The sequence below is a fragment of the Chryseobacterium amylolyticum genome (assembly GCF_051011775.1).
Lineage (GTDB): Bacteria > Bacteroidota > Bacteroidia > Flavobacteriales > Weeksellaceae > Chryseobacterium.
In genome coordinates this window covers 566712-589891 of sequence record NZ_JBPCHX010000002.1, presented here as the reverse complement: position 1 = coordinate 589891, position 23180 = coordinate 566712, and the positions used below count along the sequence as shown (strand labels likewise).

The window sequence follows — 23180 nt, the reverse complement described above, 5'->3', positions numbered from 1 at the left end:
TAGAAGTTTTTTATTTTTGTTTAAATACTTCTTTGAGATGAAACCATTTCTGTTATTGATCTTTAATTTTATATTTTGTCTTTACCAAGGGCAAAACAGCAATATTGTCAATCCTGAAAAAATTGAGAATCTCCTCCAGAAAAAATATTCCGGGAAAATTGTTTTTCTCAACAAAACCGTCTCCCTGGAAAACCTGAAAGATCCGGATATTCTTACTTCCTCCGTATTTCAGGAAAATGGTGACCTGGGTATTTACGCTTTTTTCGACAATTCGCTTGTTAATTATCTTCATCAGCTTGAACCTAAATGGACTGCAGATGAGTTGTTGAAAAACGGAAATTACCAGTTTTCATTCTATGTTGACGGAAAACTGATCTACACAGAAAATCTCAGCACAGGAGCCGGTACCCCGGAAAATAAAAAATTCAAAACTGCATTGCGGATCCCTCTTATCAGCAGCAGGAATGAAGACTCATGGGGAAGATATTTATGGATGCGTTTTTACATGGCTCATGACGGAATTGATGCGCTGGCTGCAGGAAATCACATTTTAAAACTTGAAATCCGTCCTTATCTGAAGGCTGCCACCATCAAAACAGGATCTGTTATTGCAGAAGGGCAGATTAGCCTTACTGTTCCTTCCCAAAATATTCCTGAAAAACAGATTGCTGTTCAGCCCATCCTGCCCAACAGTGGCTGGAAGATTTCCAAAGAAAAAATCAATACCGAAGTTATCAGAACATTGAACAGGAAAATTGCAGAAAAAAGATTTAAAGAACTGACCGGAATTGTAATGGTAAAAGACGGAAAACTGCTTCTGGAAGAATATTTTAACGGTTCAGCAAGAGATTCTCTGCAGGATACAAGATCCGTAGGCAAATCTTTTTCTTCAGCTTTGACGGGAATTGCGATCAGAGAAGGGTATTTAAAGAGCGAAAATCAGTATTTAAAGGAATTTTATGATGTAAAACAATTTAAAAATTATTCTGTTCAAAAAGGCAATGTCACTATAAAAAGCTTACTGACGATGAGCTCCGGTTTTGAAGGAAATGACGATGATTCCGAATCTCCCGGCAATGAGGAAAATATGTATCCAACACAAAACTGGGTAAAATTTGCATTGGATCTGCCAATGTCCGGGAATGAAACAGGAAAAAAATGGAGTTATTTCACTGCAGGCGTGGTAGTAACCGGAGATATTCTGGATAAAACAGTTCCTGAAGGATTGGAAAACTATGCGGACAAAAAACTGTTTCAGCCTCTTGGAATCACCCGTTATCAATGGCAGTTCACTCCCCAGCAAAAGCCTTCTCTGGCAGGAGGATTACGGATGAGAGCTCTTGATTTTGCAAAATTCGGGCAGCTGTATAAAAATAACGGGGTCTGGAATGGAAAAACTATTTTAGATAAAGATTGGGTGAAGAAGTCGTTCACCAATTATTTTACAGATCATTCTGATTTTGAAGGATACGGATATTTATTCTGGAGAAAAGTTTACACGGTTGGAGATCGTAGCTATGAAGCATTTCAATCCAGCGGAAACGGAGGAAATAAAATCATTATGTTTACTCAGATTCCAGTTGTTATCGTGATTACAGCACAAGCTTACAACAAACCATATGCCCATCAGCAATCTGAAAAAATAGTACAGAACTATCTTTTACCAGCCTTAAAATTGAGTAATGAGTAATGTGGAAAATGAGAAAGAATAGTAATAGCTGTTGCTTATTGCAAAACTATTCGTCTTTCTTAGAAGGAATCAGAAAAACATCGATAAGACCTTCGGGAAGTTCCATTTTAATGGTTCTTTCTTCTCTGTCAACTTCAAGAATCCAGTCTTTGATCATAGGAATAACCACTTCTTTCCCATCCAGATTTGTAATGAAATATACCTGTGCTGTCTGATCGTTTACAGATCTGATTACTCCACAGTTGTGATCATCCTGATCAAAAATTTCAAATCCAATGATTTCGTGGTAGTAGAATTGTTTTCCTGAAAGTTTGGGTAGTGTGGAAAGAGGAAGGTAGACGCTTTTACCTAAAACCTGATCTACCAGTGCCTCAGAAGAGTTCTTGAATGCAATATTCAAAGCATCAAGCTTGCTCCATGATGATTTTTCAATAAAAAATGGAACCAATAATCCGTTGATTTCAACGAATATTGATCCCAATTTATTGTAAAGCTCGGGTTGATCGGTATCCAGTTTAAGGATTACGTTCCCCGCAAGTCCATGTCTGCGTGTGATTTTTCCTAAAAAATAGCAATCTTCTTTACGCATAACAGGGTTTGTTCTTAAGCTTCAGTGTTTTCTTCAGTTTCAGCAGCAGGAGCTTCTCCTTCTGTAGCTTCAGCAACTTCTTCAGCAGGTGCGTTTGCAGCTTCTTCAGCAGCTTTAGCATCAGCTTCAGCTTGTGCAGCAGCAGCTACTCTAGCTTCGTTTACTTTTACTTCAGCTTCTAAAGCAGCTTTCTTAGCATCAGCTTTAGCAGTAGCTAAACCATCTACTTTACCTTGAACTTTAGCATCTTTAGCTTCTACCCAAGCATTGAATCTTTTTTCAGCTTCAGCTTCATCAAAAGCACCTTTAGCTACACCACCTTGTAAGTGTTTTTTGTAAAGAGCACCTTTGTAAGATAGAATAGCTCTAGCAGTATCAGTAGGCTGAGCACCGTTGTTTAACCACTTTACAGCAGAATCAACGTTCAATTCGATAGTTGCCGGATTAGTAATTGGGTTGTAAGTTCCTAGTTTCTCGATGAATCTACCATCTCTTCTAGCTCTAGAATCTGCAACCACGATGTGGAAAAAAGGCTTTCCTTTTTTACCGTGTCTTTGTAATCTGATTTTTACTGACATAATGTTTGAATTTTATGGGAACTCGTCCCAGTTAAATATTTAAGAGTGCAAAGATAGTAAAAAATTCTATTTGAACAATTAATAAATATAACAATTTATCAATCTAACAGTGTAACAATATTTGATTTGTTTTTTTAACCATTGTTACATTGGTAAATTTTCAGATTGTTACATTAAAAATATTATACCTTCCCCATATAGAAAAGCCCCAGACATTTCTGGTTTTCTTCAATAGTCAGGGAATCTTTCAAATGATCTACAATTTTGGGAGAACTCCAGTAGCACCCGATATTGTTGGCGGTACAGGTAAGATACATGTTCTGAACAGCCATTGAAGTAGCTGCTATTTCTTCCCATTCAGGAACCATGCCGCTGAAATTGACAATAATGGAAACCACTACGTCAGCTTTATTGATTTTGAAACCGATGTCATTGTATTTTTTTTCCAGAAATAGCTGTTCAGGCTGGGTGGCTTTATAGATGGCCTGCATTTCTGATGCCAGTTTAGCTTTTTCTTCTCCTTTGAATATTTTAAAACGCCATGGCTTTGTACGTTTATGGTTCGGAGCTAGTGTTGCCGCGTGTAAAATTTCCTCCAGCACTTCCTGAGGAATTTCCGCATCAGTATAATCTTTCGGGAAAATACTTCTCCTCTCCTGTATAATTTCTTTTAAAATGGTTGCTTTATTCATACCTGCAAATTTACAACATGGAATTCAATCTATCTCATTTAAAACGTTAAGGATTTACAGCCAGTTTACGATTTTTATACGCCTGATAATTGCTTATGATAAATGTTGCTGCAATGATCAAAGCAATCGGAATACTCAGCCATTTTTCATAGACCTCGCCTTTTGCAGGATTCAGCATAAACAATGCAATAAAACTTATGGAATATACTACCCCGGCAATGACCCATCTGTTATCCGGATCAGGATATTCCTTCACCATACTTGCTTTATTGTAATTAAACAGAGGGAGCAGTTTATGTTGATCCCAAATAACCAATATCAGTACAGCAATCATCATTAAGGAGGTGATTATCCAGGTCCCTGTAAAGGAAAGGCTGAGGGTAATCACCCAGATATTACTCAATATAGCCAGAAACATCAATGCTCCAAGTGTTGCAAAGCGTTGTGTCATCAGTAAAATTCCGGCTGTCACCTGTGCCAGTCCTAAAAAATTCCAATAAAAACCGGACTGATATAAGGCCTCAAAAAAATATCCGACCGGGTTATCGGTTGAAATTCTGGTAAATCTTTCTCCCATAAGCTTTATTAAACCTGATGGAAAAAAAGCGGATCCCACGAGATAACGAAGATGAATAATGATCCACTGATTCATTCTGCCCGTTCTTAATTTTTCAAATTCCATAGTATAGTATTTTGCATAGCAAGGTACTAAATAAAAATAAAACTTCAAACATAAATCTGAAGTTAATCCTTATAATGATGAATAACTATACGTTGAAAAGAAATACTGCTTAATCTTGTTTAAAGTACCTCTACAATCTTCTGATGGATTTTATTGAGGGTAAACTCATCGCCTGGTTTCATCCCCATCATTCTTTTGGCCATCGGGCTTTCCGGAGAAATGGCGTAGAATCTGTCGCCTTCAAAAAAAAACTCACCCAATGACACGGAAATATAGAACCGGGCTTTGTTGGTGATCACCAACGAGCCAAGCTGAACTCTTTGTGTAGCCGTATTCAGTACTTTTGCCATATTTCTTTTAAGATCATTCAAAGCACCCAGCTGTCGTTGCATCTGGTAGATCTCCTCCTGCATTTCTTCTCTCATACTGTCATATTTAGGAGTTTTTTTGATGTCACGGCTTGCTTCCAGGGTAAATTCGATAAAGTTTTTAAGCTTTTCTATTTTCTCTGCGATAGTCATTTTCACAAAGTCTCTGATGTCACTTTTTTCAAATACAATCTTCTCCATACAATCGATTCTTTATATAAAGATAATATTTTTAAAATAATTTTCAATGACCTTCCATAAAATAAAACTTCTTCTCAATCACCGGAATCAGTAAAAAGAATTATAAAAAAGCCCTGTAAATTTTACAAGGCTTTCATTTTATTTTTCTGCAAGCTTTTTTAGATCTCCGAGTCCCTGGCTGAACATTTTGTCCATGTTACCGTTCATCAGCGGTTTCATGATCTTCATCATTGGAGTCAGCTCGTTATCAATCATCCATGTTACTTTGGTGCCGCTGCCTTCAGGAGTCAGTATGATATTACTTTTAGCAGTCCCTTCAAAAGGTTGTATGAAATGAAGCCGGGTTCCCAGTTTTTCATTCGGGATAATTTCTGTGATAGACTGTTCTCCTTCACTGCCATCACCCTTCCAGTGATAAGAACTGCCAGGCTGATTACCTGGACCTGAATAAGTGACAGAAAAGTTTTTGATTTCTTTAGAAAAAGGATCCCAGGTATTGTATGCTTGTAAAGAGTTGGTATGTTGCCATACTTTTTCCTTTGGAGCATTAATGACAACAGATTTTTCATAGTGATAATCTTTACTGAAAGCCAGCACGGCAATTACAGCATATATAAGTACCAGCACGATGATGATACCAATAATTTTTAAGAGTGTTTTCATAGTCTATATATTTAAGGTTATATTATTACTGATGATTTTACATCTGTTCCCAAAATTAAATATTCCCACATCACTCCTTCTTTCCATATGACAAGATTAATTAAAGATAAGGTATTTTTGTCATACCACACCAGTAAGGCATTATTTTTGAGCAGTTCAGCTGTGATTCCCGGTGAATCATTAAATTTACCTTATAATAAAAATCGAAAAATGAATATTTTAACAGAAAAATTTAACACTCCATATCATTCGGCTCCGTTCAGTGACATTAAAAATGAAGATTATCTTCCGGCATTTAAAGAATTGATCCAAAAATCTGAAGCAGAAATTGATGCTATAGTCAACAATCCTGAGGCACCCACTTTTGAAAATGTTATTGAAGCATTAGCTTATTCCGGAGAACAGCTGGATGTGGTTTCAAATATTTTTTTCAACTTGAATTCAGCGGAAACGAATGACGAAATTCAACAGATCGCCCAGGAAGTTTCGCCGATCTTAACGGAATATTCTTCAAAAATATCTCAAAATGAAGCCCTTTTCAACAAAATCAAAAAGGTATACGATGAAAAGGAAAAATATAATCTCAATGAAGAGCAGGAAATGCTTTTGAATGAGACCTACAAAGGTTTTGTAAGAAGCGGAGCTTTACTGAATGAGGAAGACAAAGAAAAATTAAAGAAAATCAGCATGGATCTTTCTTTAAAGTCTTTACAATTTGGACAGAATGTACTGGCATCTACGAATGCTTATTTTAAACATATCACCCATAAAGAAGATCTTGCAGGCATCCCGGAGGCCATTACCGATCAATATGCAGAGGAAGCTAAGGAAAGAAATCTTGAAGGCTGGGTGGTAACTTTACAGTACCCAAGTTATATTCCCTTCATGACCTATGCACAAAACCGTGAACTGAGAAAGGAACTGGCTTTGGCCAATGGTAAAAAATCTTTCGACGGTGGAGAATTTGACAATCAGAATCTGATTAAAGAACTTCTGAATTTAAAACAACAGAAAGCTGAACTTTTAGGATATAAAAACTATGCTGATTTCGTTCTGGAAGAAAGGATGGCTAAGTCTCCGGTGAAAGTTTTCGATTTTTTAAATGAACTTCTGACCAAAGCAAAACCTTATGCTGACAAAGAAATTGAAGAATTGAGATCTTTGGCAAAAGCTGACGGAATAGAGGATATGCAAAGCTATGACCACGCCTACTATGCTGAAAAACTTCGTAAGGCAAAATTTGATCTGAATGATGAGGAACTGAAACCTTATTTCCCGTTAAATCAGGTACAGGATGCTGTATTCGGGCTGGCAGGTAAATTATTCGGCCTGACTTTCGAAGAAAGAAACGACATTCCGAAATATCATGAAGATGTAAAAGTATATGAAGTAAAAGAGAACGGGACCTATAAATCCTTGTTATATGTGGATTATTTTCCGAGAAAAGGGAAAAGAGCCGGTGCATGGATGACGAGCTATAAAAATCAGTATAAACAAAACGGTGAGAACTCGCGACCGCATATCTCAATTGTCTGCAACTTCAGTAAACCGACAAAAGACACGCCTAGCTTACTGACCTTCCAGGAAGTGACTACCTTATTTCATGAATTCGGCCACGCACTTCACGGGATGATGGCAGATACCCAATATCCTACCCTATCAGGAACTTCAGTAAAATGGGATTTTGTGGAACTTCCGTCTCAGTTTCTGGAAAATTTCTGCTATGAGCCTGAGTTCCTGAAAACATTTGCAAAACACTATAAAACAGGAGAAGTACTTCCGGACGAAAAAATTGAAAAAATCGAGCAGTCCAAAAACTTTATGGAAGGTTACCAAACTTTAAGACAGCTAGGTTTCGGACTTCTGGATATGAATTACCATACAAAAGCCGGAGAATTGGAAAATGAAAGTGTAAAAGAGTTTGAAGATAAATATACAAAAGCGACAAGTCTTTATCCTTCCAATTCAGAAACCGCCATGAGCCCAAGTTTTTCACACATTTTCCAGGGAGGATATTCTGCAGGATATTATTCCTACAAATGGGCGGAAGTTCTGGATGCTGATGCTTTCCAGTATTTCAAAGAAAACGGAATCTTCAATCCTGAAATTGCAGCGAAATATAAAGTATTGCTTTCTTCAGGAGGAACCAAAGATCCAATGGAATTATATAAAGCCTTCAGAGGCAGCGAGCCAAAAGTAGAAAGTTTATTGAAAAGAGCATTCGGATAGAATATAAATTCAAATTATGACAGAAAAAATCAATAAGCTGGAAGCCATTTTTAATGATGCTTTGAAAACGGCTCTTACCGGTATTACTCCCGAAAAGATAGATGAGATTCTTGATAACAGAGATTCTGCAGAATTTTCTGATGCATGGATGAAAGCATATCGCACCGTTGAAGAGAAGGTTACTGATGAGGAGACTGAAGACAGAATCAGTGATATCCGAAAGGAAATTTTTGTATCTGTCTTCAAAACTACAGGTTCCTCTGACCTTCCGGCTTATATTTCTGATGATTTTGGCCTGATCTGCTCTTACTCTGTTCATCAGATTGAAAACAATTGGGTAACCAATTTGCTTTTCACTTATCTTCATCATCAGATCCCTCAGGGTGAGCTGATGAAAACAGAAAAAACAATGGAAGAACTGATTCAGTAAATCAAAAATGATAAAGTACAACAGAACAGCAATTGCTGTTCTTTTTTTGTTGATAATCATATTACCCTACCTTAAAAATTGATAAATTAGTCGTTTTTAGCAACGTTAAATTTAATATGGACATTCAGGAACAAATCAAAGATTATATCAACAGTCATTCTGAAAAGAAATGCAATGATATGCGGGAGCTTCACCGCATTATCCTCGAACTTATGCCGGAATGCCGGCTGTGGTTTCTTGATGGTAAAGACAGTGAAAATAAAACTGTGTCCAATCCCAATATCGGCTACGGATCGTATACCATGCAATACGCCGGAGGAAAAACCAGAGATTTCTATCAGATTGGGTTGAGTGCCAATACTACCGGGATTTCAATATACATTATGAATATCAATGATAAAACCTATTTACCTGAAACTTACGGAGAAAAAATAGGTAAAGCCAGTATAACAGGGTATTGCATTAAATTCAAAGCGTTGAAAGATATCAATACTGAAATACTGAAAGCCGCAATATTGGACGGGATTAAAGGGTAATTATTCTTACCTCTTAATGACATCTATATTTAATAAAGCTAAATTTGTACAGCATAACAAAACATGCATCCTTTAATTTTAAATAATGAGCAGCATAACACTAAGACTAGAAAACGTAAAAAAACTTCAGGCTAAAAGATGGGAAAATGAAGATCATTGGGATACCATAAACGATCTGCTGGTCAGAGAGCTGGAAGAAATTCTGCTTATTGAGCCTGAAAATACTTCTGCTTTAATAAATATAGGCGCTGTTTATTCTGATATGGGGGAGAATGAAAAAGCTTTGGAGTATTTAAAGACGGCATTAAATCTGGGTTCTAAAGACAAAAACCTGTTTATCAACCTTTCCATTGTGCTTGTTTATATGGGAAAACATCAGGAAGAATATCTTGAATACCTTGAAGAAGCTGAGGACAAAACAGAAGATCCTCTTACTTTTAAAGCTCATTTTGAGCCTCAATCGCGTTAAAAAAATCGGTTCAATTAAAAGTCAAAATCATGTTACTGGCTATCTTACTTCCCTTCTTATCCTTTATTGTCCGTGGAAAAATTTTCACAGGAATTATCTGTCTGATTTTACAGATCACCCTGATCGGCTGGCTCCCTGCTGCCATTTGGGCTGCACTTTCTTTACAAAATGAAAGAGCAGATAAACGGAATGAAAAATTAATTAGAGCCCTTAGACAAAACAAAAAATAATTTTTCACCGACAACCAAAACGCTGATTATAAAATAATTACACAGTTTATTTCATCATTTTTAATTTCTGATAAGTAAATTTTCCAGAAAAAACTTGCGAAACCGAAAAGTTGCACATATATTTGCAACCATATGGTTTCATTTAAAAATTGTTATTGATGAGAAGAGATATTTTCCAGGCTATAGCTGATCCTACACGCCGGGCCATTATTGCACTGATCGCAGTACAGGCCATGACACCGAATGCCATAGCAGAGCATTTTGATACCACAAGACAGGCGGTTTCAAAACACCTGAAAATCCTGACGGAGTGCGAACTGGTAACTCAAAATCACCAGGGAAGAGAAATTTATTACCTGTTAGAAATTGATAAAATGAAAGAAATAGATCATTGGCTGGAACAGTTCAGAAAGATCTGGGAAAACCGCTTCGAACAGCTTGACACTTTACTGGCTACATTGAAAAGCCAGCAGAAATAAAACTCGACAAAGTAAAACCAAAACAAACTATAAAAATACTATTATGAAACATCATCTTCAGTTCGATTTTCTTGCAGACAAAGAAAAGAACACCCTTACTATCAGACGTGAATTTATGGCCAACAGACAAATGGTCTGGGACTGTTATACAAAAAGTGAGCTTCTTGACCGCTGGTTTGCTCCGAAACCTCTGACCACCAAGACAAAATCAATGGAATTCCGTGAAGGAGGACATTGGCATTATGCCATGGTGGAGCCTAACGGGACAGAGTACTGGGGCTGGGTAAGCTACCATAAGATCAATCCGATTGACTCCTATACTTCAAGCGATGCCTTCTGTAATGAAAAAGGAGAGATCAACACCCACCTCCCTCAGGCAGAATGGACAGTAACTTTCACAGATAAGAATGAAAATACCCTTGTAGAAACCGTTGTAAGCTATGAATCCTTAACTGATCTGGAAACCATTATCGAAATGGGAATGGAACAGGGCATGATCGCGACGCTTGAAAAACTTGATGAATTACTATTAACATTAACTCAATAAACATGACCCGCAAAATCACAGTTTCTGCCACCATCAATGCAGATGCACAAAAAGTATGGAATTACTACACCAATCCTGAGCATATCACCCGGTGGAATTTCGCAGATCCTTCATGGCAATGTCCTTCCGCTTCCAATGATATGAAAGTCGGAGGGAAATATGCAGCCAGAATGGAAGCAAAAGACGGAAGTTTCGGTTTCGACTTTGAAGCTGTTTATAATGAAATAAATGAGGGTAAAAACTTTACATATACTATGCCTGACGGAAGAGAGGTTCATGTTGATTTTAAAGAAAATAACGGACAAACCCAGCTGAATGTAGCTTTCGATCCTGAAAACCAAAATCCTGAAGAAATGCAGAAAGGAGGCTGGCAGGCAATTCTTGATAATTTCAAAAAGTATACGGAAACAAACTAAAAAATTTCTGATCGGGAACAATAATATAAAGCTGGATGCAGAGCATTCAGCTTTTGCTTTTCAGTCAGACTCTCTCAGAATTCCGATATAATTGTTGTAAATTTACTCAGCTCTTATTTTCAGTAAGAAATAATGTCATGATAAATTCTCTGCCACTATGAAAGAAAATAAATACGACAACCCGTCATTTTTTGACCAGTATGAAAAGATGCTCCGCTCTCAAATCGGGCTGGAAGGAGCCGGAGAATGGCATACTTTAAAAAATATGCTTCCTGACTTCCATGGGAAGAATGTGCTGGACCTTGGATGCGGTTTCGGGTGGCATTGCCGTTATGCTATGGAAAACGGAGCAAAATCCGTGATTGGAATTGATCTTTCGGAAAGAATGTTATCCAAAGCAAAAGAAATCAACAATCTGGAAGGGATTCAATATGAAAGAAAAGCCCTTGAAGATGTTGATTATCCTGCTGAAAAATTTGATGTGATACTCAGTTCACTTACTTTGCATTATGTAGAGTCATTTGATGCTTTGATCCATAATATTTACCAATGGCTTACTCCCGGCGGGTCATTTGTTTTCTCAGTAGAACATCCTGTTTTTACAGCAGAAGGAGGCCAGGACTGGATATATGATAAAAACGGAGAAAAAATCAGCTGGCCTGTGGACCGCTACTTTCTGGAAGGAAAAAGAAATACCACTTTTCTGGGAGAAAATGTTATCAAATACCACCGCACTTTAACGTCATATTTAAATACTTTATTAAAACATGGCTTCACCATCAGAGAAGTCACAGAACCTGAGCCCAGCCGGGAAATGATCAAAGAAATTCCGGAAATGAAGGAAGAGCTCCGCAGGCCTATGATGCTATTGATCTCCATTGAAAAATAATTGAAAAAGTGTAGGGAAATAACCTTAAAAAAATATCAGCGATTAAAATGTATATTTGCAAATATCACAAATAACAGGTTATGAAGCTTTTAAACTTTTTCTTCATTCTTATATTTTCAGTAAAACTTTCTGCGCAGCAATACAGCAAGGAGCTTGATCAATACTTTACAGCACTCACGGATCTGAAAAATTTTAACGGAAATGTAAAAATTGCCAAAGACAATAAAGTTCTTCTTGACAAGACCTATACTATTTCTGGTGAAGACAAGGCTTTACTGGTCAATAAGAACAGTAAATTCATTATTGCTTCAGTTTCAAAAATATTTGTCAAATATGGGATACTGAAACTGGTTGAGCAAGGAAAACTTAAACTGTCAGACCACCTTAATCAATACATTTCTGATTTTCCAAACGGAGGAAAAATTTCTATTGAAAATCTATTATTTCATCAGTCCGGCCTTCCAAGGGAAATTAAAGATTACGAAAAATATGATCACCTCAGCCTTGAAAAGACTATAGAACTGGCAAAGCAGGAGTCTTTACAGTTCGAACCCGGAACCCAGACCTTATATTCCAATGTGGGATATTTTATCTTGCATTATCTTATTGACCAATTGTCTGATAAAGGATACTGGCATTTTATCCAGGAAGAGATCATCAAAAAATACCAGCTGAAAAACACAGGTGAGTTTAATTCTTCCCGATCATTGTCTGATTTTGCTTATGGATTTTCAGCTGAAAACGGTAAAATTATTCCTGTTTCCCATAGCAGCATCAACCGGTTTGAAACCGGAAATTATTTTTCGACGATTGACGATTTATACAGCTTTAGTCAGCAGCTCATTTCCGGAAAGAATCTCAGAAAAGACCTCGTCCTTACCATGTTCGGAAAAGACAGCCAATTGATCCAGGCAGGAGGAAGACCGGGTTACAGAGCCTATTACTATCAGGATTTAAAATCAGGAATCACCTTTATTTTTACTTCAAATTTCACAGATATCCCTTTCCAGAAAGTGACTGAAGATATCATTAATCTTTTGAATGGCCAGCCCTATCGTATTCCTCAAAAAATAAACAGGAAAGCAATTGAAGTTTCTGATGAAGTTCTCAAACAATACACCGGAAAATTTGCTCTTGAAGCTGATTTGTCACAGGTTTTCACAGTCATCCTGGAAAATCATTTTCTGTATATCCTTGATAAAGACGGAGAGAAAACAAAAATCTACCCGGAATCCCCGACCTCTTTTTTTGATAACCCGGGATCTGAAGACGGCTATCAGTTTTTAATTGGAGAAAATAATCAATACCACTTAATGATTATTTCAACAGGTGTTAAATTCAATACCAGAAAAATACAATAATTAATATTCTTTTTTAGACATCAAAGCATAAATATAAATAACTATATTGTATAACATAGTAATATAAAAATATCATATCTTTGCATAACAAAATACATCCATATGCATATTAAAAAACTAATAACCGGCCTTGCCTTGTTTTTACTTTTCAATACAACAGATGCCCAGATCAATGGATTTGAAAAGAAAATCGACAGCATTATCCAGACAGAATTCGGGAATCATGACGAACCCGGCGGCGTTTTCATGATTACTAAAAACGGCAAAAATATCTACAGGAAAGCATTTGGAAAAGCCAGCCTGGAACTTAATGTCAATCTGACACCTGATTTTGTTTTTCAGATTGGATCTATGACCAAACAATTCACAGCTATAGCAATTCTGATGCTTGAACAGCAAGGCAAACTTAATGTCAGCGATCCTGTCTCCAGGTATATTAAAGATTATCCTGACGGAGATCATATTACGATTCATCATCTTCTGACCCATACTTCAGGAATTAAAGATTTTACCAAAATGAAGTCTCTCTCTTCCATTGCCCAAAAAGAGATGAAACCGGAAGAAATGGTGAATTTTTTTAAAAGGGAACCTGTGGATTTTGCACCGGGAGAAAAATTTGATTACAACAATTCCGGGTATGTGGTTCTGGGTTATATCATCGAATTGGTCTCAGGAGCTTCTTATGAAGATTTTATCAAGAAAAATATCTTTGATAAAGCAGGAATGTCTCACTCTTACTATGCGTCTGACAGGAAAGTTATCCGGCAAAGAGCATATGGCTATCACAAAAAAGAGCAGGGATTTGTAAATAAAACAGCCATCAGTTTCAGTGTCCATTTTCTTCAGGCTCACTGATGTCTACTGTGGATGATATGCTGAAATGGCAACAGGCTCTGAATCAGAATATTTTGCTGAATTCTAAGGAAACTCAAAAAGCATTTCAGAAATATAAACTGAATAATGGTGAGGAATTTACCTATGGATATGGATGGCATCTGAAGGATATCAGCGGGATTCCTGACCGTGAACATGGTGGAAGTATATTTGGATTTAAGAGTATGGGAGTTTACATTCCCGGTGAAGACATTTATGTGGTAGGATTCAGTAATTGTGATTGCCATTCTCCGACTGAAGTTACCAGGAATATTGCAAAGGCAGCTTTAATTGAGTTCAAAACTTCAGCAAAGATGCCACAGAAATAAGTCAATGTTATTGTTTACGTATTTCCGGAAGAACATGATCGGGAACTTTAACCACAGAAGCAATAACCAGAATCAGACAGAAAATATTGATCAGTAAGGTCACCGAAAAAGCTCTCTGATAATGCTGTACTGCAGGTTTTTCTCCGAGAAAATAATAAAATATGCTTCCAATAGCAACAATTCCTATGATGGCAGCAATCTGCTGAAAGGTATTATATACCCCTGACGCATTTCCTATCAGTTTTTCAGACATGCCGGATAACGCAATATTGGCCAGCGAAGGAATAATGGAACCTACTCCCAACCCATGCAGAAACAATAACAGACAGAAAAGCGGAAAATCCGCCTCCATACTGAATAAGAACAGCTGAAAAATAAGAATAACAATAATAAACACCAGTCCAGCAACCAGGGCTTTTTTTCCATATCGTAAAATCAGTCTTACAGAAATAACGGAGGCAAGTATAAAACCCAGCCCCTGAAATACAATGATTTCACCGGCTTTTAAAGGGTTTATTTTTAATCCGTCCTGAAAAAAAAGCGAAAGAATATAAAAATAGGAATCCAGCATAATAAAAAACAGGGAAACTGCCACGATTCCAAGATTGAAATTTTTATACCGGAACAATTCAAAATCAATCAGATAAGATCGTTCATCTCTGATTCTTTTCTTTTGGTTTTTAATAAAAATAAAAAGAATAATTACTGAGACCACCATCAATGAAGCATTTTTGAGATGAATCTCCTCATGTTCAGATATTGTTAATGCATAGGCAGCACAGAACAATCCGGCGGAAAGCATTACAACACCACTCATATTGAAGGATTGTTTCACTGGTGTTTTAGATTCGTTTAATACTTTCAGACTAAGAAAAATGGCCGGCAGGCATACCGGAATATTCATCAGAAAGATAAGCCGCCAGGGTTCTTCCATCATTGTTAATGAGGAAAAATATCCGCCCAGGAACTGTCCCAGAATAGTTCCTGCCCCGATTGTAATCCCATACCATCCCATTGCTTTTGTGCGTTCCTGATGATCAGAAAACAGTAGCTGTATCATTGAAAGTACCTGTGGGGCCATCATGGCAGCGCTTACCCCCTGGATAAACCTTGAAACAACCAGCTGGCCGGCCCCTGCGGAAATTCCGCAAGCCACCGAACTCAGCATAAAAGCTGCTAATCCGATCATATAGACCTTCTTTCTGCCATACACATCACCCAATCTGCCGCCGGTAATCTGAAAAGAGGCAAATCCGATGAGGTAAGCTGCAATCATAAACTGAATTTCCCCGCTGCCGGCACGCAGATCCCTTTGGATAGATGGAATAGATACGTTAATGATAAAAATATCCATAATCGTCAATAACTGACCCGATAATATCACCAATAATTTCAAATAGTTATGTTTCATTTTTATATAGATATATCTATTTTTTTAAGATCAAAAAAAATTAAGGTAGTAATCCCTCAACAATTTTTTTCACCTGATCAAAGGAATCATTTTGTCTCCTGATTGTGGATGCAACAACTGCTCCTTCTATTAGCAAAAAAATATTCTCTGCTAACAGATCCGGGTCAGAAACCTGTCTTTGCATTCCGTATTCTTTTACAAGGGCTGTGATCAAATCCTTTTGCTTTTCTTTATGCCGTTGGGCAAAACCGGATACGGAAGGATTGCCCTCTCCTATTTCAGAGACAATTTTAATAAAATGACATCCGGCAAACTTTGAAGTCTGCTGCAATTTTTTCCTGTAATCAATCAGGTTTAAAAGTTTTTCTTTGGGGTCTGAGATGTTCGATGTACTGTTTTCAAACCCTTCAAACCAATCCGATTCCTGTTTGATCAGATAAGCCTGCAGAAGATCGTTCTTAGATGAAAAGTGGTTGTAAAGTGAACCTATAGCGATATCAGCCTCTGCAATAATCTGATTGATTCCTGTAGAATTAAACCCTTGCTTATAAAACAGATCTGAGGCAACCCTGATAATTCTGTCTCGCACTTTTTCCTTTTTCATCGATAAATTTTTACAAATCTAAACAAAAAATAGATAAGTCTATCTATTTTTAACACAGATAAAATTGATTACACTTCTGAAACAGTAAAAATAACTGTACCATTCAGTGCATATTATTTTTTTTAATAAAGTTGAAGCATATTTTGTATCTTTAATAACCATTATAAAAGACTATTTGGTAAATAACTATGGCGGAAGAACTTTATTTCATCAAAACCAATCCAACTATTGCCAAAATTAATTTGTACAATAAGCTCAGTCGTGAAGAAGAGAATATTCTGAAACACCTTCCACCTGATGCAGTACACACCCTTGAAAATATTAAAAACAAAGTAAAAGATTCTGTGGAAGAGCTCACCCAGGAGGAACTCTTACTTATTTTCCAGTGGTTTACCAAAGTATATTCTTCAGATCACGAAGAGGCCAAAACACAGCTTTTTATCAATGGTATTGATCTTTTTTATGAAATTCCGACAACCGTTCATGCCGAAAATTTTCTTAAAATCCTTTCTGACTATGAAAAACTCCTGAAACAGGACATGAATTATATCGTGGATTCCGGCAATTTCAACCAGTTTCTGATCTATGGAATTTTTCTCACGGAAATTCTCAATAAAGAACAGCATCAGGAAAATATCCTCTGTGAGTATCTGAAACCGGATAATCAGTCTTTATACGTGCTCGCGGAGGACCAGTGCAATGTGAAGGAATTTGACGGTAAGGTCATTCCGGATCTCCAGCAGCATTTTACAGATTTATATGATCTGACCCGGTTTTACAAAGGCCCTATTATCAAGCTGGAACAACAATAAAATAGAGGCTTTTCAGACCTCTTTCTGCAATTCAGGACTTTTATAAGAACATTATTTCCCACTCAAAACAGTGTTTGACAGCTTCTGTCTCTCATCAGTAAAAGCATGTCCTGAACGGATATATTCCCAAAAAATAAAACCTCAATATTTATCAGCATTAAAAAAGATTCTTCACCATACGATGTAATATCAAAGACAAAATAATTGTCTTTGATATAAACTAAAAATATGAATCGGAAGATTACCATTCTTTTAAGTCTTATTTCTTCGTCTTTTCTTTTTGCGCAGAGTGTTGAAGGGATTATTACAGACAAAGACAATAAACCGGCATTGGAAACCGAAGTCCTGATTACCAAAAATGATGTGAAGTTTTCAGCCATCACAGACGATAAAGGGATGTTTAAAATTCCATTGAAAGAAGACGGAGAATATTTATTTGAGATCATAAAAGACGGGGTAAAAACCAATAGTGAAAAAATTACGGTAAAGGGAACACACAGAAAAGATCTGCAAATTAAAGAAGCACCTGTCACCGAACAGAAAATAGAAGGGGTGACCGTTACTGCAAAGAAGAAATTATTCGAAAGAAAAGTAGACCGCCTGGTTTTCAATGTTGAAAACTCTGTTGCCTCTCAGGGAATTGATGCGATAGAAGCGCTCGCGAAAACACCGATGGTAAAAACCAGTGATGACGCTATAAGCATTGCCGGAAAAAGTAATGTGGCAGTGATGATCAATGACAGACTGCTGAATCTTAATGGCCAGGAACTGATCAACTACCTGAAAACATTACGCTCCGATGATATTCTTAAAATTGAAGTCATCACCACTCCACCTGCAAAGTATGATGCAGAAGGAAAAAGCGGACTGATCAACATTATTCTCAAAAAGAACGCCAACCTGGGCTGGAACGGATCTGTTCAGACTTCAGGTAACTATTTCTGGGGCAGACCTACAGTATCAGCAAGAAGTGGGGCTACATTCAATTATCAGGGAGAAAAGTTATCTCTGAGCACCAATCTTTCCGTGGGAGATAATTACTGGTACTACACCACCTATAATTACCTTTCCGCCAACAACAATAATGATTACTGGAACCGGGATACTCAGAATCTCAATAACTACAGGTATAAAGGTGGTAATGCAAAGGCTGAATACAAGATCAATGATAAAAATCTTATCGGAATCAATTACAATTATTCACACAGTAATCCTCTGGAAAAAGGAGAAAGCCAGGCTGTAAGGTCCAATGATGAAGGATTTCTGAATATTCTTTCCAACTTCAGGAACCGGAACAGCAGGGATGTTCACAACGCCACGGCATTTTATGAAACAAAGCTTGACAGTGCAGGAGGCAAGCTGAATATTACCGCCAATCTGATGCTTAATAATTCCAATGCCAGAAATTTTTCCAATACCATTACTACGGAAACGATTTCTACCATGGCCAATCCCATCAGCAAATACCGCATTTATTCCGGGCAGGCTGACCTTGAAAAAACATTCGCCAAAATCAAAACAGAATCCGGTATAAAGTATACTAAGATTAAAAATGATTCTGAATTTAATTTTTTCAATATCAACAACGGACAGTATGACCTGAACCCGGGCAGAACCAACACGTTCTTTTATAATGAAGAAAATTATGCGGTTTACTTTTCTACCAACTTTAAAATCAGTGAAAAATGGGATGCAAAAGCCGGTCTCCGCTATGAGTACACCACATTGGAAGGGATTTCCATGAATGATGACACCTCAGCAAAGATCAATTACGGAAAATTTTTCCCTACTGCTTATATCAGTTATAAGCCTAATGAGAATCATTCATTTTCTCTTAACTATTCACGAAGAATTTCACGTCCTTATTTCGGTAACCTGAATCCTTTCAGATATTACACTTCCGAGTACGAATACAGCACCGGTAATCCTTACCTTTTACCTACGTTTTCAGATAATTTCGAATTTGGATATGTTCTGAACAATAATCTCAATATCACTTTATATTACAATTACAATAAGGATAGCTGGGACAGAGTACAAATGGTAGATGGTGATTACAGATACACAGTCGCTAAAAATTTTTACAATGAAGATCAGGCAGGCATTAATATCAGCTATAACTACAACAAGCTGAAATGGCTGGAATCTACAGTATTTGTAAACGGATATTATACGAAATCAAAATCATATGATCCTTTGATACTGACTGCTCCTGCAGGATACAGTGCCAATCTTAATATCGATAACAGTTTCTTCCTCAACAAAGAAAAAACAGTCACTTTTATGCTGGGGCTTTGGGGCAGTCTTCCTAACAGGGTTGGAAATTCATATTATTACAACAGTTCTTCACTGTATACGGGTATGAAACTGGCATTTATGGAAAAAAAGCTGCTGGTTAATCTGTATCTTAACGATATTCTGAATACCAACCGTGAAAAAGGAATTGAGTATTATCCTGCTTATAATATTGATTTTCAGTACAAAGGAATTACCCGGAATGTCCACCTTTCTCTTACCTATAAGTTTGGAAACAATAATGTTAAAGGAGCTACCAAGCAGGTGAAATTTGAGGAATCAAACCGGGCGGGCGGCAGTAATTAAATTTCATCTTCATCAATTATTACAAATCAGGATAAAAACTATAGCACCGCCGGCAGCTTCCTTACGATATGAAGCTGCCGGCTTTATTTCACTATGTTTCCAAAGGCTTGACCTTTATAAAATAATATATTGTTCCACCGGCGCTATAAGCCAGTGCATCAAACAAATCACCTGTAAAATTTCCGGATAAGCCTGGACAAAGTATTTCAAATAAAAATGAGAGATAAAGTACCGAAGTCAGTACAAATTTAAGGTCAGGTCTCCAATGATAACCTAAAACATTATTCATCACATATTCTATCAGATAACAATACATGGGAACAGTAATACAGTCTGTAAAATAATTATTGATAACAGGAATGTAAATTCCGGTCTGCCTCATAAGAACAATCAAGCCCCATGCTGCAAGCCCCAGCAAAAACCAATATGAAATTCTTTTTTTCATTACATATGAAGTACTGCCATGATAACTCCAAGGATGACCTGCAGGATTTTTGATATCACTTCCTGCGGATCCGTTTTCTTTTCTGTTTCGGTCCTTTCTGCTGATTCGTAATCGAATTTCTGCTTTCCTTCCATTATGACAAGATTTATAATGCAAATATATGAAATTAGAACAAATGTTCTAATTTAAAAATATGATTTATTTCAATCTGTATATTCTTATCTTTGAACTATGAAGACCAAGGATAAGATTCTGTCTAAAGCACTGGAGTTATTTAATGACAAGGGGTATAATAATATTACTACCAGGCATATCGCGGCTGAGCTCAATATCAGTGCGGGAAATCTGCATTATCATTTCAGGCATTCGGAAGACATTATTAAAATTCTTTTCTCAGAGCTAACTTTGAAAATGGATGAGCTCCTGAACCATATGAAAGAAAAGGAACATAAAACCCTGGAAGACCTTTATCAGTTTACCTTTTCCACTTGTGAAATCTTTTATTCCTACCGCTTTATATTCATCAATTTTATAGATATACTGAATCAGATTCCTGAAATAGAATCCAGGTATGAGGGCATTAATTTCAGCAGAAAAGAAGAGTTTCAACTGATTTTTTCAGATCTCCAGAGGAGCCGTATTTTTCAGAAGGATGTTCCCCTCTTTATTGTAGACTGCCTTACTGAACAAATTTTTATCATTGCAGATAACTGGCTTACCCATAACAGGCTTATCCTGAAGCTGAGTCCTGAAGAAGCTATACAGCATTATACGCTTCTTCAGATGAATCTTTTTTATCCACTTCTCAATAAAGAACAGCAAAAGCTTTATGAACAGCAATATATCCGATAGCCACAGTATGACCATCCGAAAAGGCAGTGAAGCAGATCTTCCGGAAATGTTGCAGCTTTTTGCAACCACTATAGATGCAGTGTGCAGAAAAGATTATACACCTCAACAGCTCGAAGCATGGAAATCCGGAGCTGAAAATGAAGAAAGATGGACGAAAGTGATCAGAGATCAGTATGTTGTAATTGCTCTCAACGAAAATAAGATCGTTGGTTTTTGTACTCTTGATCAGGGAAATTATATCGATCTTCTTTTTGTTCACAAAGATGAGCAGCAAAAAGGTATTGCATCAATTCTTTATCAGGAGATTGAAAAAGAAGCATTCCGGCAGCATGAAAAACAACTGACAGCGGATGTAAGCAAAACTGCCAGACCATTTTTTGAGAAAATTGGTTTTCAGATGGTTCAGGAACAAGAGGTCAATATTAAAGGAGTAAATTTGACCAATTATAAAATGATAAAAAGTTTCCTTTAATTTTCTGAATAATGGAATTACCACCGGAATATAATGAGTTCAGAATTTCAGTTCCAGAGGAATTTGAAAATATATTCACGCATTTTTATTTTGCTGAAAACACAGCTGAAAGACCGGTCACCAAAACACTTTTACCCACCTACCATACGATTCTATTATTCTGTTTTGGAGAAAGCGCCACCATGTCTACCCTGGAAAAGACAAACGTACATGTTGATAAATGTATGGTATTCGGTCCTGTGAGGCAAGCCTTTGATTATACACTTCCTGCCGGCTGCTCCATTTTAGTGGCCAATTTTAAAGATGGTGCATTCTACAGGTTTTTCGGGAAAGCATCTATTGAGCAATCCGTAAGACATCCTGACGAATTGCTGGAAGAAAATTGTTTTACAGAACTGTGGCATCAGCTGGCAGAATTACATTCCGCCACAGCACAGGTGGATCATATTCTTGAATTCTGCAAGCCTTATCTTCAATATCAGGACATTACCGGCAAGCTGCTAAGCAGTTTTGAAAATGATCTTTTAAACCCAATAAAAGTGATTGCAGAACAGACCCGGCAAACGGAGAGAAACATCCAGCGAAAACAGAAGGAACAGTTTGGATATTCCTTAAAGGAAATTAACCGGTATAACCGTTTTTTAAAAGCAATCAAAATTATTGAGCAGGAAACCGGAAAACAGAATAAGGTCCAATGGTTTACCATCATTGATGAATGCGGTTATTATGATCAGAGCCAGCTCATCCATGATTTCAGACATTTTATCAACATTTCACCGGCACAGTATCTGAAATTCCAGCAGGATATCTGCAATCCAAAGTCCGGATAGGCCGTTTCGTTTTCTTACAATTTTTGAAAAGCTCATGCTTCTACCTTTGTCTCATTAATCTAAATCATCAACAACAATGAGACATTTAATCATTTACGCACACCCCAATGAAAACAGTTTAAATCACCATCTTTTAAACACAGTAATTGAAACCCTCCAATCCCATCATCATGAGATCATCGTGAGAGATCTTTATAAAATAGGTTTTGACCCTGTCCTTTCTTTGGCTGATATGCAGGGACAACGTATAGGGAAAGTATCGGATGATGTAAAAACGGAACAGGATCATATTACGTGGGCAGAACAGATAACTTTTATTTATCCCATCTGGTGGACAGGGCTTCCCGCTATGATGAAAGGCTATATAGACCGTGTGTTCAGTTATGGTTTTGCCTACCGTTATGACCAGGGGGTACAGAAAGGGCTTCTGAAAGGGAAATCAACAATGATTATCAATACCCATGGGAAATCATATGAAGAATATGAAAGATCAGGAATGGATAAAGCACTTACGCTGACTTCTGATCATGGCATTTTCATCTATTCCGGACTGGAAATCACCAGACATTTATTTTTTGACAAGGCAGACAGGGCAAGTTCTGAAGACCTTGAAATCTGGAAAGAGCAGATTAAAAATTTATATTCAAAACAGCTGCTTCATTATTAAAATTCTTTTCATGAAAACAGATAACGAAAAACATAGCATAAACCCAGCTTTATTAACTTCATACAAACTAATGAAGAAAATAATAAAATACAGTTTTTACATTCTGATCTTCTATTTTGCTTTAAAGGGATTTATGGCATGAAATTAGCTTCAGAAACCGCAAGTAAAATTGTTTTGAACCATTATTTTAAGCCATTAAGATTGATGGATGGTTAAGTTTTTCTTTTAAAACAAA

At 36.9% G+C, this 23180-nt stretch carries 29 protein-coding genes; 19 read left to right on the top strand and 10 right to left on the bottom strand.

Translation table 11 applies throughout. The features are described from left to right. The first annotated feature begins 37 nt into the window (after window positions 1–37). Entirely contained in the window at window positions 38–1690 is a 1653-nt protein-coding gene (locus ACR1PO_RS07835) for a serine hydrolase domain-containing protein (RefSeq protein WP_433986397.1), read from the top strand. A gap of 46 nt (window positions 1691–1736) precedes the next feature. Here the strand turns inward: ACR1PO_RS07835 and rimM are convergent, their stop codons facing one another. The 6 genes from rimM to ACR1PO_RS07805 all read right to left on the bottom strand — a co-directional run bounded on the left by rimM (window position 1737) and on the right by ACR1PO_RS07805 (window position 5463). Beyond that, window positions 1737–2279, bottom strand: coding sequence for a ribosome maturation factor RimM (rimM, locus tag ACR1PO_RS07830; RefSeq protein ID WP_433986396.1), 543 nt, complete (start codon window positions 2277–2279; stop codon window positions 1737–1739). Window positions 2280–2293: 14 nt separating this feature from the next. Beyond that, the gene (locus ACR1PO_RS07825; protein WP_332385051.1) at window positions 2294–2857 is read right to left on the bottom strand and encodes a 30S ribosomal protein S16; all 564 of its coding nucleotides are present in this window, start codon (window positions 2855–2857) and stop codon (window positions 2294–2296) included. Between the two features lie 182 nt (window positions 2858–3039). Beyond that, entirely contained in the window at window positions 3040–3549 is a 510-nt protein-coding gene (locus ACR1PO_RS07820; RefSeq protein WP_433986395.1) for a nitroreductase family protein, read from the bottom strand. A 46-nt stretch (window positions 3550–3595) separates the two neighbouring features. Next, window positions 3596–4231 (bottom strand): DoxX family membrane protein, encoded by a 636-nt coding sequence (locus tag ACR1PO_RS07815; RefSeq protein ID WP_433986394.1) that lies wholly within the window; start codon window positions 4229–4231, stop codon window positions 3596–3598. A gap of 119 nt (window positions 4232–4350) precedes the next feature. Then, the gene (locus ACR1PO_RS07810; protein WP_433986393.1) at window positions 4351–4800 is read right to left on the bottom strand and encodes a hypothetical protein; all 450 of its coding nucleotides are present in this window, start codon (window positions 4798–4800) and stop codon (window positions 4351–4353) included. A gap of 138 nt (window positions 4801–4938) precedes the next feature. Beyond that, a complete protein-coding gene (locus ACR1PO_RS07805; RefSeq protein ID WP_332385048.1) occupies window positions 4939–5463 on the bottom strand; it encodes an SRPBCC family protein in 525 nt (174 codons plus the stop codon). 210 nt (window positions 5464–5673) lie between these two features. Between ACR1PO_RS07805 and ACR1PO_RS07800 the strand changes: the two genes are divergently transcribed. The 12 genes from ACR1PO_RS07800 (at window position 5674) to ACR1PO_RS07745 (ending at window position 14251) form a co-directional block, all read left to right on the top strand. Continuing rightward, the gene (locus ACR1PO_RS07800) at window positions 5674–7692 is read left to right on the top strand and encodes a M3 family metallopeptidase (RefSeq protein WP_433986392.1); all 2019 of its coding nucleotides are present in this window, start codon (window positions 5674–5676) and stop codon (window positions 7690–7692) included. 16 nt (window positions 7693–7708) lie between these two features. After that, a complete protein-coding gene (locus ACR1PO_RS07795; RefSeq protein WP_332385047.1) occupies window positions 7709–8122 on the top strand; it encodes an immunity protein PIM1 family protein in 414 nt (137 codons plus the stop codon). 116 nt (window positions 8123–8238) lie between these two features. Beyond that, on the top strand, window positions 8239–8658 hold the full coding sequence (locus tag ACR1PO_RS07790) for a DUF1801 domain-containing protein (RefSeq protein ID WP_433986391.1): 420 nt from the start codon (window positions 8239–8241) through the stop codon (window positions 8656–8658). 85 nt (window positions 8659–8743) lie between these two features. Further along, window positions 8744–9127 carry a tetratricopeptide repeat protein gene (locus ACR1PO_RS07785; protein ID WP_433986390.1) on the top strand — a complete coding sequence of 128 codons (384 nt, stop codon included), beginning with the start codon at window positions 8744–8746 and terminating at the stop codon, window positions 9125–9127. Window positions 9128–9156: 29 nt separating this feature from the next. Further along, on the top strand, window positions 9157–9357 hold the full coding sequence (locus ACR1PO_RS07780; RefSeq protein ID WP_433986389.1) for a YqaE/Pmp3 family membrane protein: 201 nt from the start codon (window positions 9157–9159) through the stop codon (window positions 9355–9357). 158 nt (window positions 9358–9515) lie between these two features. Next, window positions 9516–9836, top strand: coding sequence for an ArsR/SmtB family transcription factor (locus ACR1PO_RS07775; RefSeq protein WP_332385044.1), 321 nt, complete (start codon window positions 9516–9518; stop codon window positions 9834–9836). A 43-nt stretch (window positions 9837–9879) separates the two neighbouring features. Beyond that, the gene (locus tag ACR1PO_RS07770; protein ID WP_332385043.1) at window positions 9880–10383 is read left to right on the top strand and encodes an SRPBCC family protein; all 504 of its coding nucleotides are present in this window, start codon (window positions 9880–9882) and stop codon (window positions 10381–10383) included. Between the two features lie 2 nt (window positions 10384–10385). Then, window positions 10386–10799 carry an SRPBCC family protein gene (locus ACR1PO_RS07765; protein WP_332385042.1) on the top strand — a complete coding sequence of 138 codons (414 nt, stop codon included), beginning with the start codon at window positions 10386–10388 and terminating at the stop codon, window positions 10797–10799. A 157-nt stretch (window positions 10800–10956) separates the two neighbouring features. Next, window positions 10957–11688, top strand: a complete 732-nt coding sequence (locus ACR1PO_RS07760) for a class I SAM-dependent methyltransferase (protein ID WP_332385041.1) — start codon at window positions 10957–10959, stop codon at window positions 11686–11688. 80 nt (window positions 11689–11768) lie between these two features. Next, window positions 11769–13049 (top strand): serine hydrolase domain-containing protein, encoded by a 1281-nt coding sequence (locus ACR1PO_RS07755; protein ID WP_433986388.1) that lies wholly within the window; start codon window positions 11769–11771, stop codon window positions 13047–13049. Window positions 13050–13151: 102 nt separating this feature from the next. Beyond that, window positions 13152–13904 carry a serine hydrolase domain-containing protein gene (locus tag ACR1PO_RS07750; RefSeq protein WP_433986387.1) on the top strand — a complete coding sequence of 251 codons (753 nt, stop codon included), beginning with the start codon at window positions 13152–13154 and terminating at the stop codon, window positions 13902–13904. Between the two features lie 17 nt (window positions 13905–13921). Next, window positions 13922–14251, top strand: a complete 330-nt coding sequence (locus ACR1PO_RS07745; RefSeq protein WP_433986386.1) for a serine hydrolase domain-containing protein — start codon at window positions 13922–13924, stop codon at window positions 14249–14251. A gap of 7 nt (window positions 14252–14258) precedes the next feature. Here the strand turns inward: ACR1PO_RS07745 and ACR1PO_RS07740 are convergent, their stop codons facing one another. Together ACR1PO_RS07740 and ACR1PO_RS07735 are read right to left on the bottom strand one after the other, a co-directional pair. Then, window positions 14259–15662 carry an MFS transporter gene (locus ACR1PO_RS07740; protein ID WP_433986385.1) on the bottom strand — a complete coding sequence of 468 codons (1404 nt, stop codon included), beginning with the start codon at window positions 15660–15662 and terminating at the stop codon, window positions 14259–14261. 40 nt (window positions 15663–15702) lie between these two features. After that, window positions 15703–16266, bottom strand: a complete 564-nt coding sequence (locus ACR1PO_RS07735) for a TetR/AcrR family transcriptional regulator (RefSeq protein ID WP_433986384.1) — start codon at window positions 16264–16266, stop codon at window positions 15703–15705. A 188-nt stretch (window positions 16267–16454) separates the two neighbouring features. On the opposite strand from ACR1PO_RS07735, the gene ACR1PO_RS07730 reads away from it, so the two are divergent. Both ACR1PO_RS07730 and ACR1PO_RS07725 read left to right on the top strand, forming a co-directional pair. Next, complete coding sequence (locus tag ACR1PO_RS07730; RefSeq protein ID WP_433986383.1) at window positions 16455–17078, top strand: hypothetical protein; 624 nt, start codon at window positions 16455–16457, stop codon at window positions 17076–17078. Between the two features lie 228 nt (window positions 17079–17306). Then, complete coding sequence (locus ACR1PO_RS07725) at window positions 17307–19679, top strand: TonB-dependent receptor (protein WP_433986382.1); 2373 nt, start codon at window positions 17307–17309, stop codon at window positions 19677–19679. Between the two features lie 91 nt (window positions 19680–19770). Here the strand turns inward: ACR1PO_RS07725 and ACR1PO_RS07720 are convergent, their stop codons facing one another. Together ACR1PO_RS07720 and ACR1PO_RS07715 are read right to left on the bottom strand one after the other, a co-directional pair. Continuing rightward, the gene (locus tag ACR1PO_RS07720; RefSeq protein ID WP_433986381.1) at window positions 19771–20124 is read right to left on the bottom strand and encodes a hypothetical protein; all 354 of its coding nucleotides are present in this window, start codon (window positions 20122–20124) and stop codon (window positions 19771–19773) included. Further along, entirely contained in the window at window positions 20124–20258 is a 135-nt protein-coding gene (locus ACR1PO_RS07715; RefSeq protein ID WP_332385029.1) for a hypothetical protein, read from the bottom strand. Before ACR1PO_RS07715 ends, ACR1PO_RS07720 begins: the two co-directional genes overlap by 1 nt. 97 nt (window positions 20259–20355) lie before the next feature. On the opposite strand from ACR1PO_RS07715, the gene ACR1PO_RS07710 reads away from it, so the two are divergent. The 4 genes from ACR1PO_RS07710 to ACR1PO_RS07695 all read left to right on the top strand — a co-directional run bounded on the left by ACR1PO_RS07710 (window position 20356) and on the right by ACR1PO_RS07695 (window position 22945). Further along, window positions 20356–20976, top strand: a complete 621-nt coding sequence (locus ACR1PO_RS07710) for a TetR/AcrR family transcriptional regulator (protein WP_433986380.1) — start codon at window positions 20356–20358, stop codon at window positions 20974–20976. Continuing rightward, window positions 20954–21448 (top strand): GNAT family N-acetyltransferase, encoded by a 495-nt coding sequence (locus ACR1PO_RS07705; RefSeq protein ID WP_433986379.1) that lies wholly within the window; start codon window positions 20954–20956, stop codon window positions 21446–21448. Before ACR1PO_RS07710 ends, ACR1PO_RS07705 begins: the two co-directional genes overlap by 23 nt. A gap of 11 nt (window positions 21449–21459) precedes the next feature. Beyond that, a complete protein-coding gene (locus tag ACR1PO_RS07700) occupies window positions 21460–22278 on the top strand; it encodes an AraC family transcriptional regulator (protein ID WP_433986378.1) in 819 nt (272 codons plus the stop codon). 76 nt (window positions 22279–22354) lie between these two features. Next, complete coding sequence (locus ACR1PO_RS07695) at window positions 22355–22945, top strand: NAD(P)H-dependent oxidoreductase (protein ID WP_433986377.1); 591 nt, start codon at window positions 22355–22357, stop codon at window positions 22943–22945. Window positions 22946–23180 lie beyond the last annotated feature (235 nt).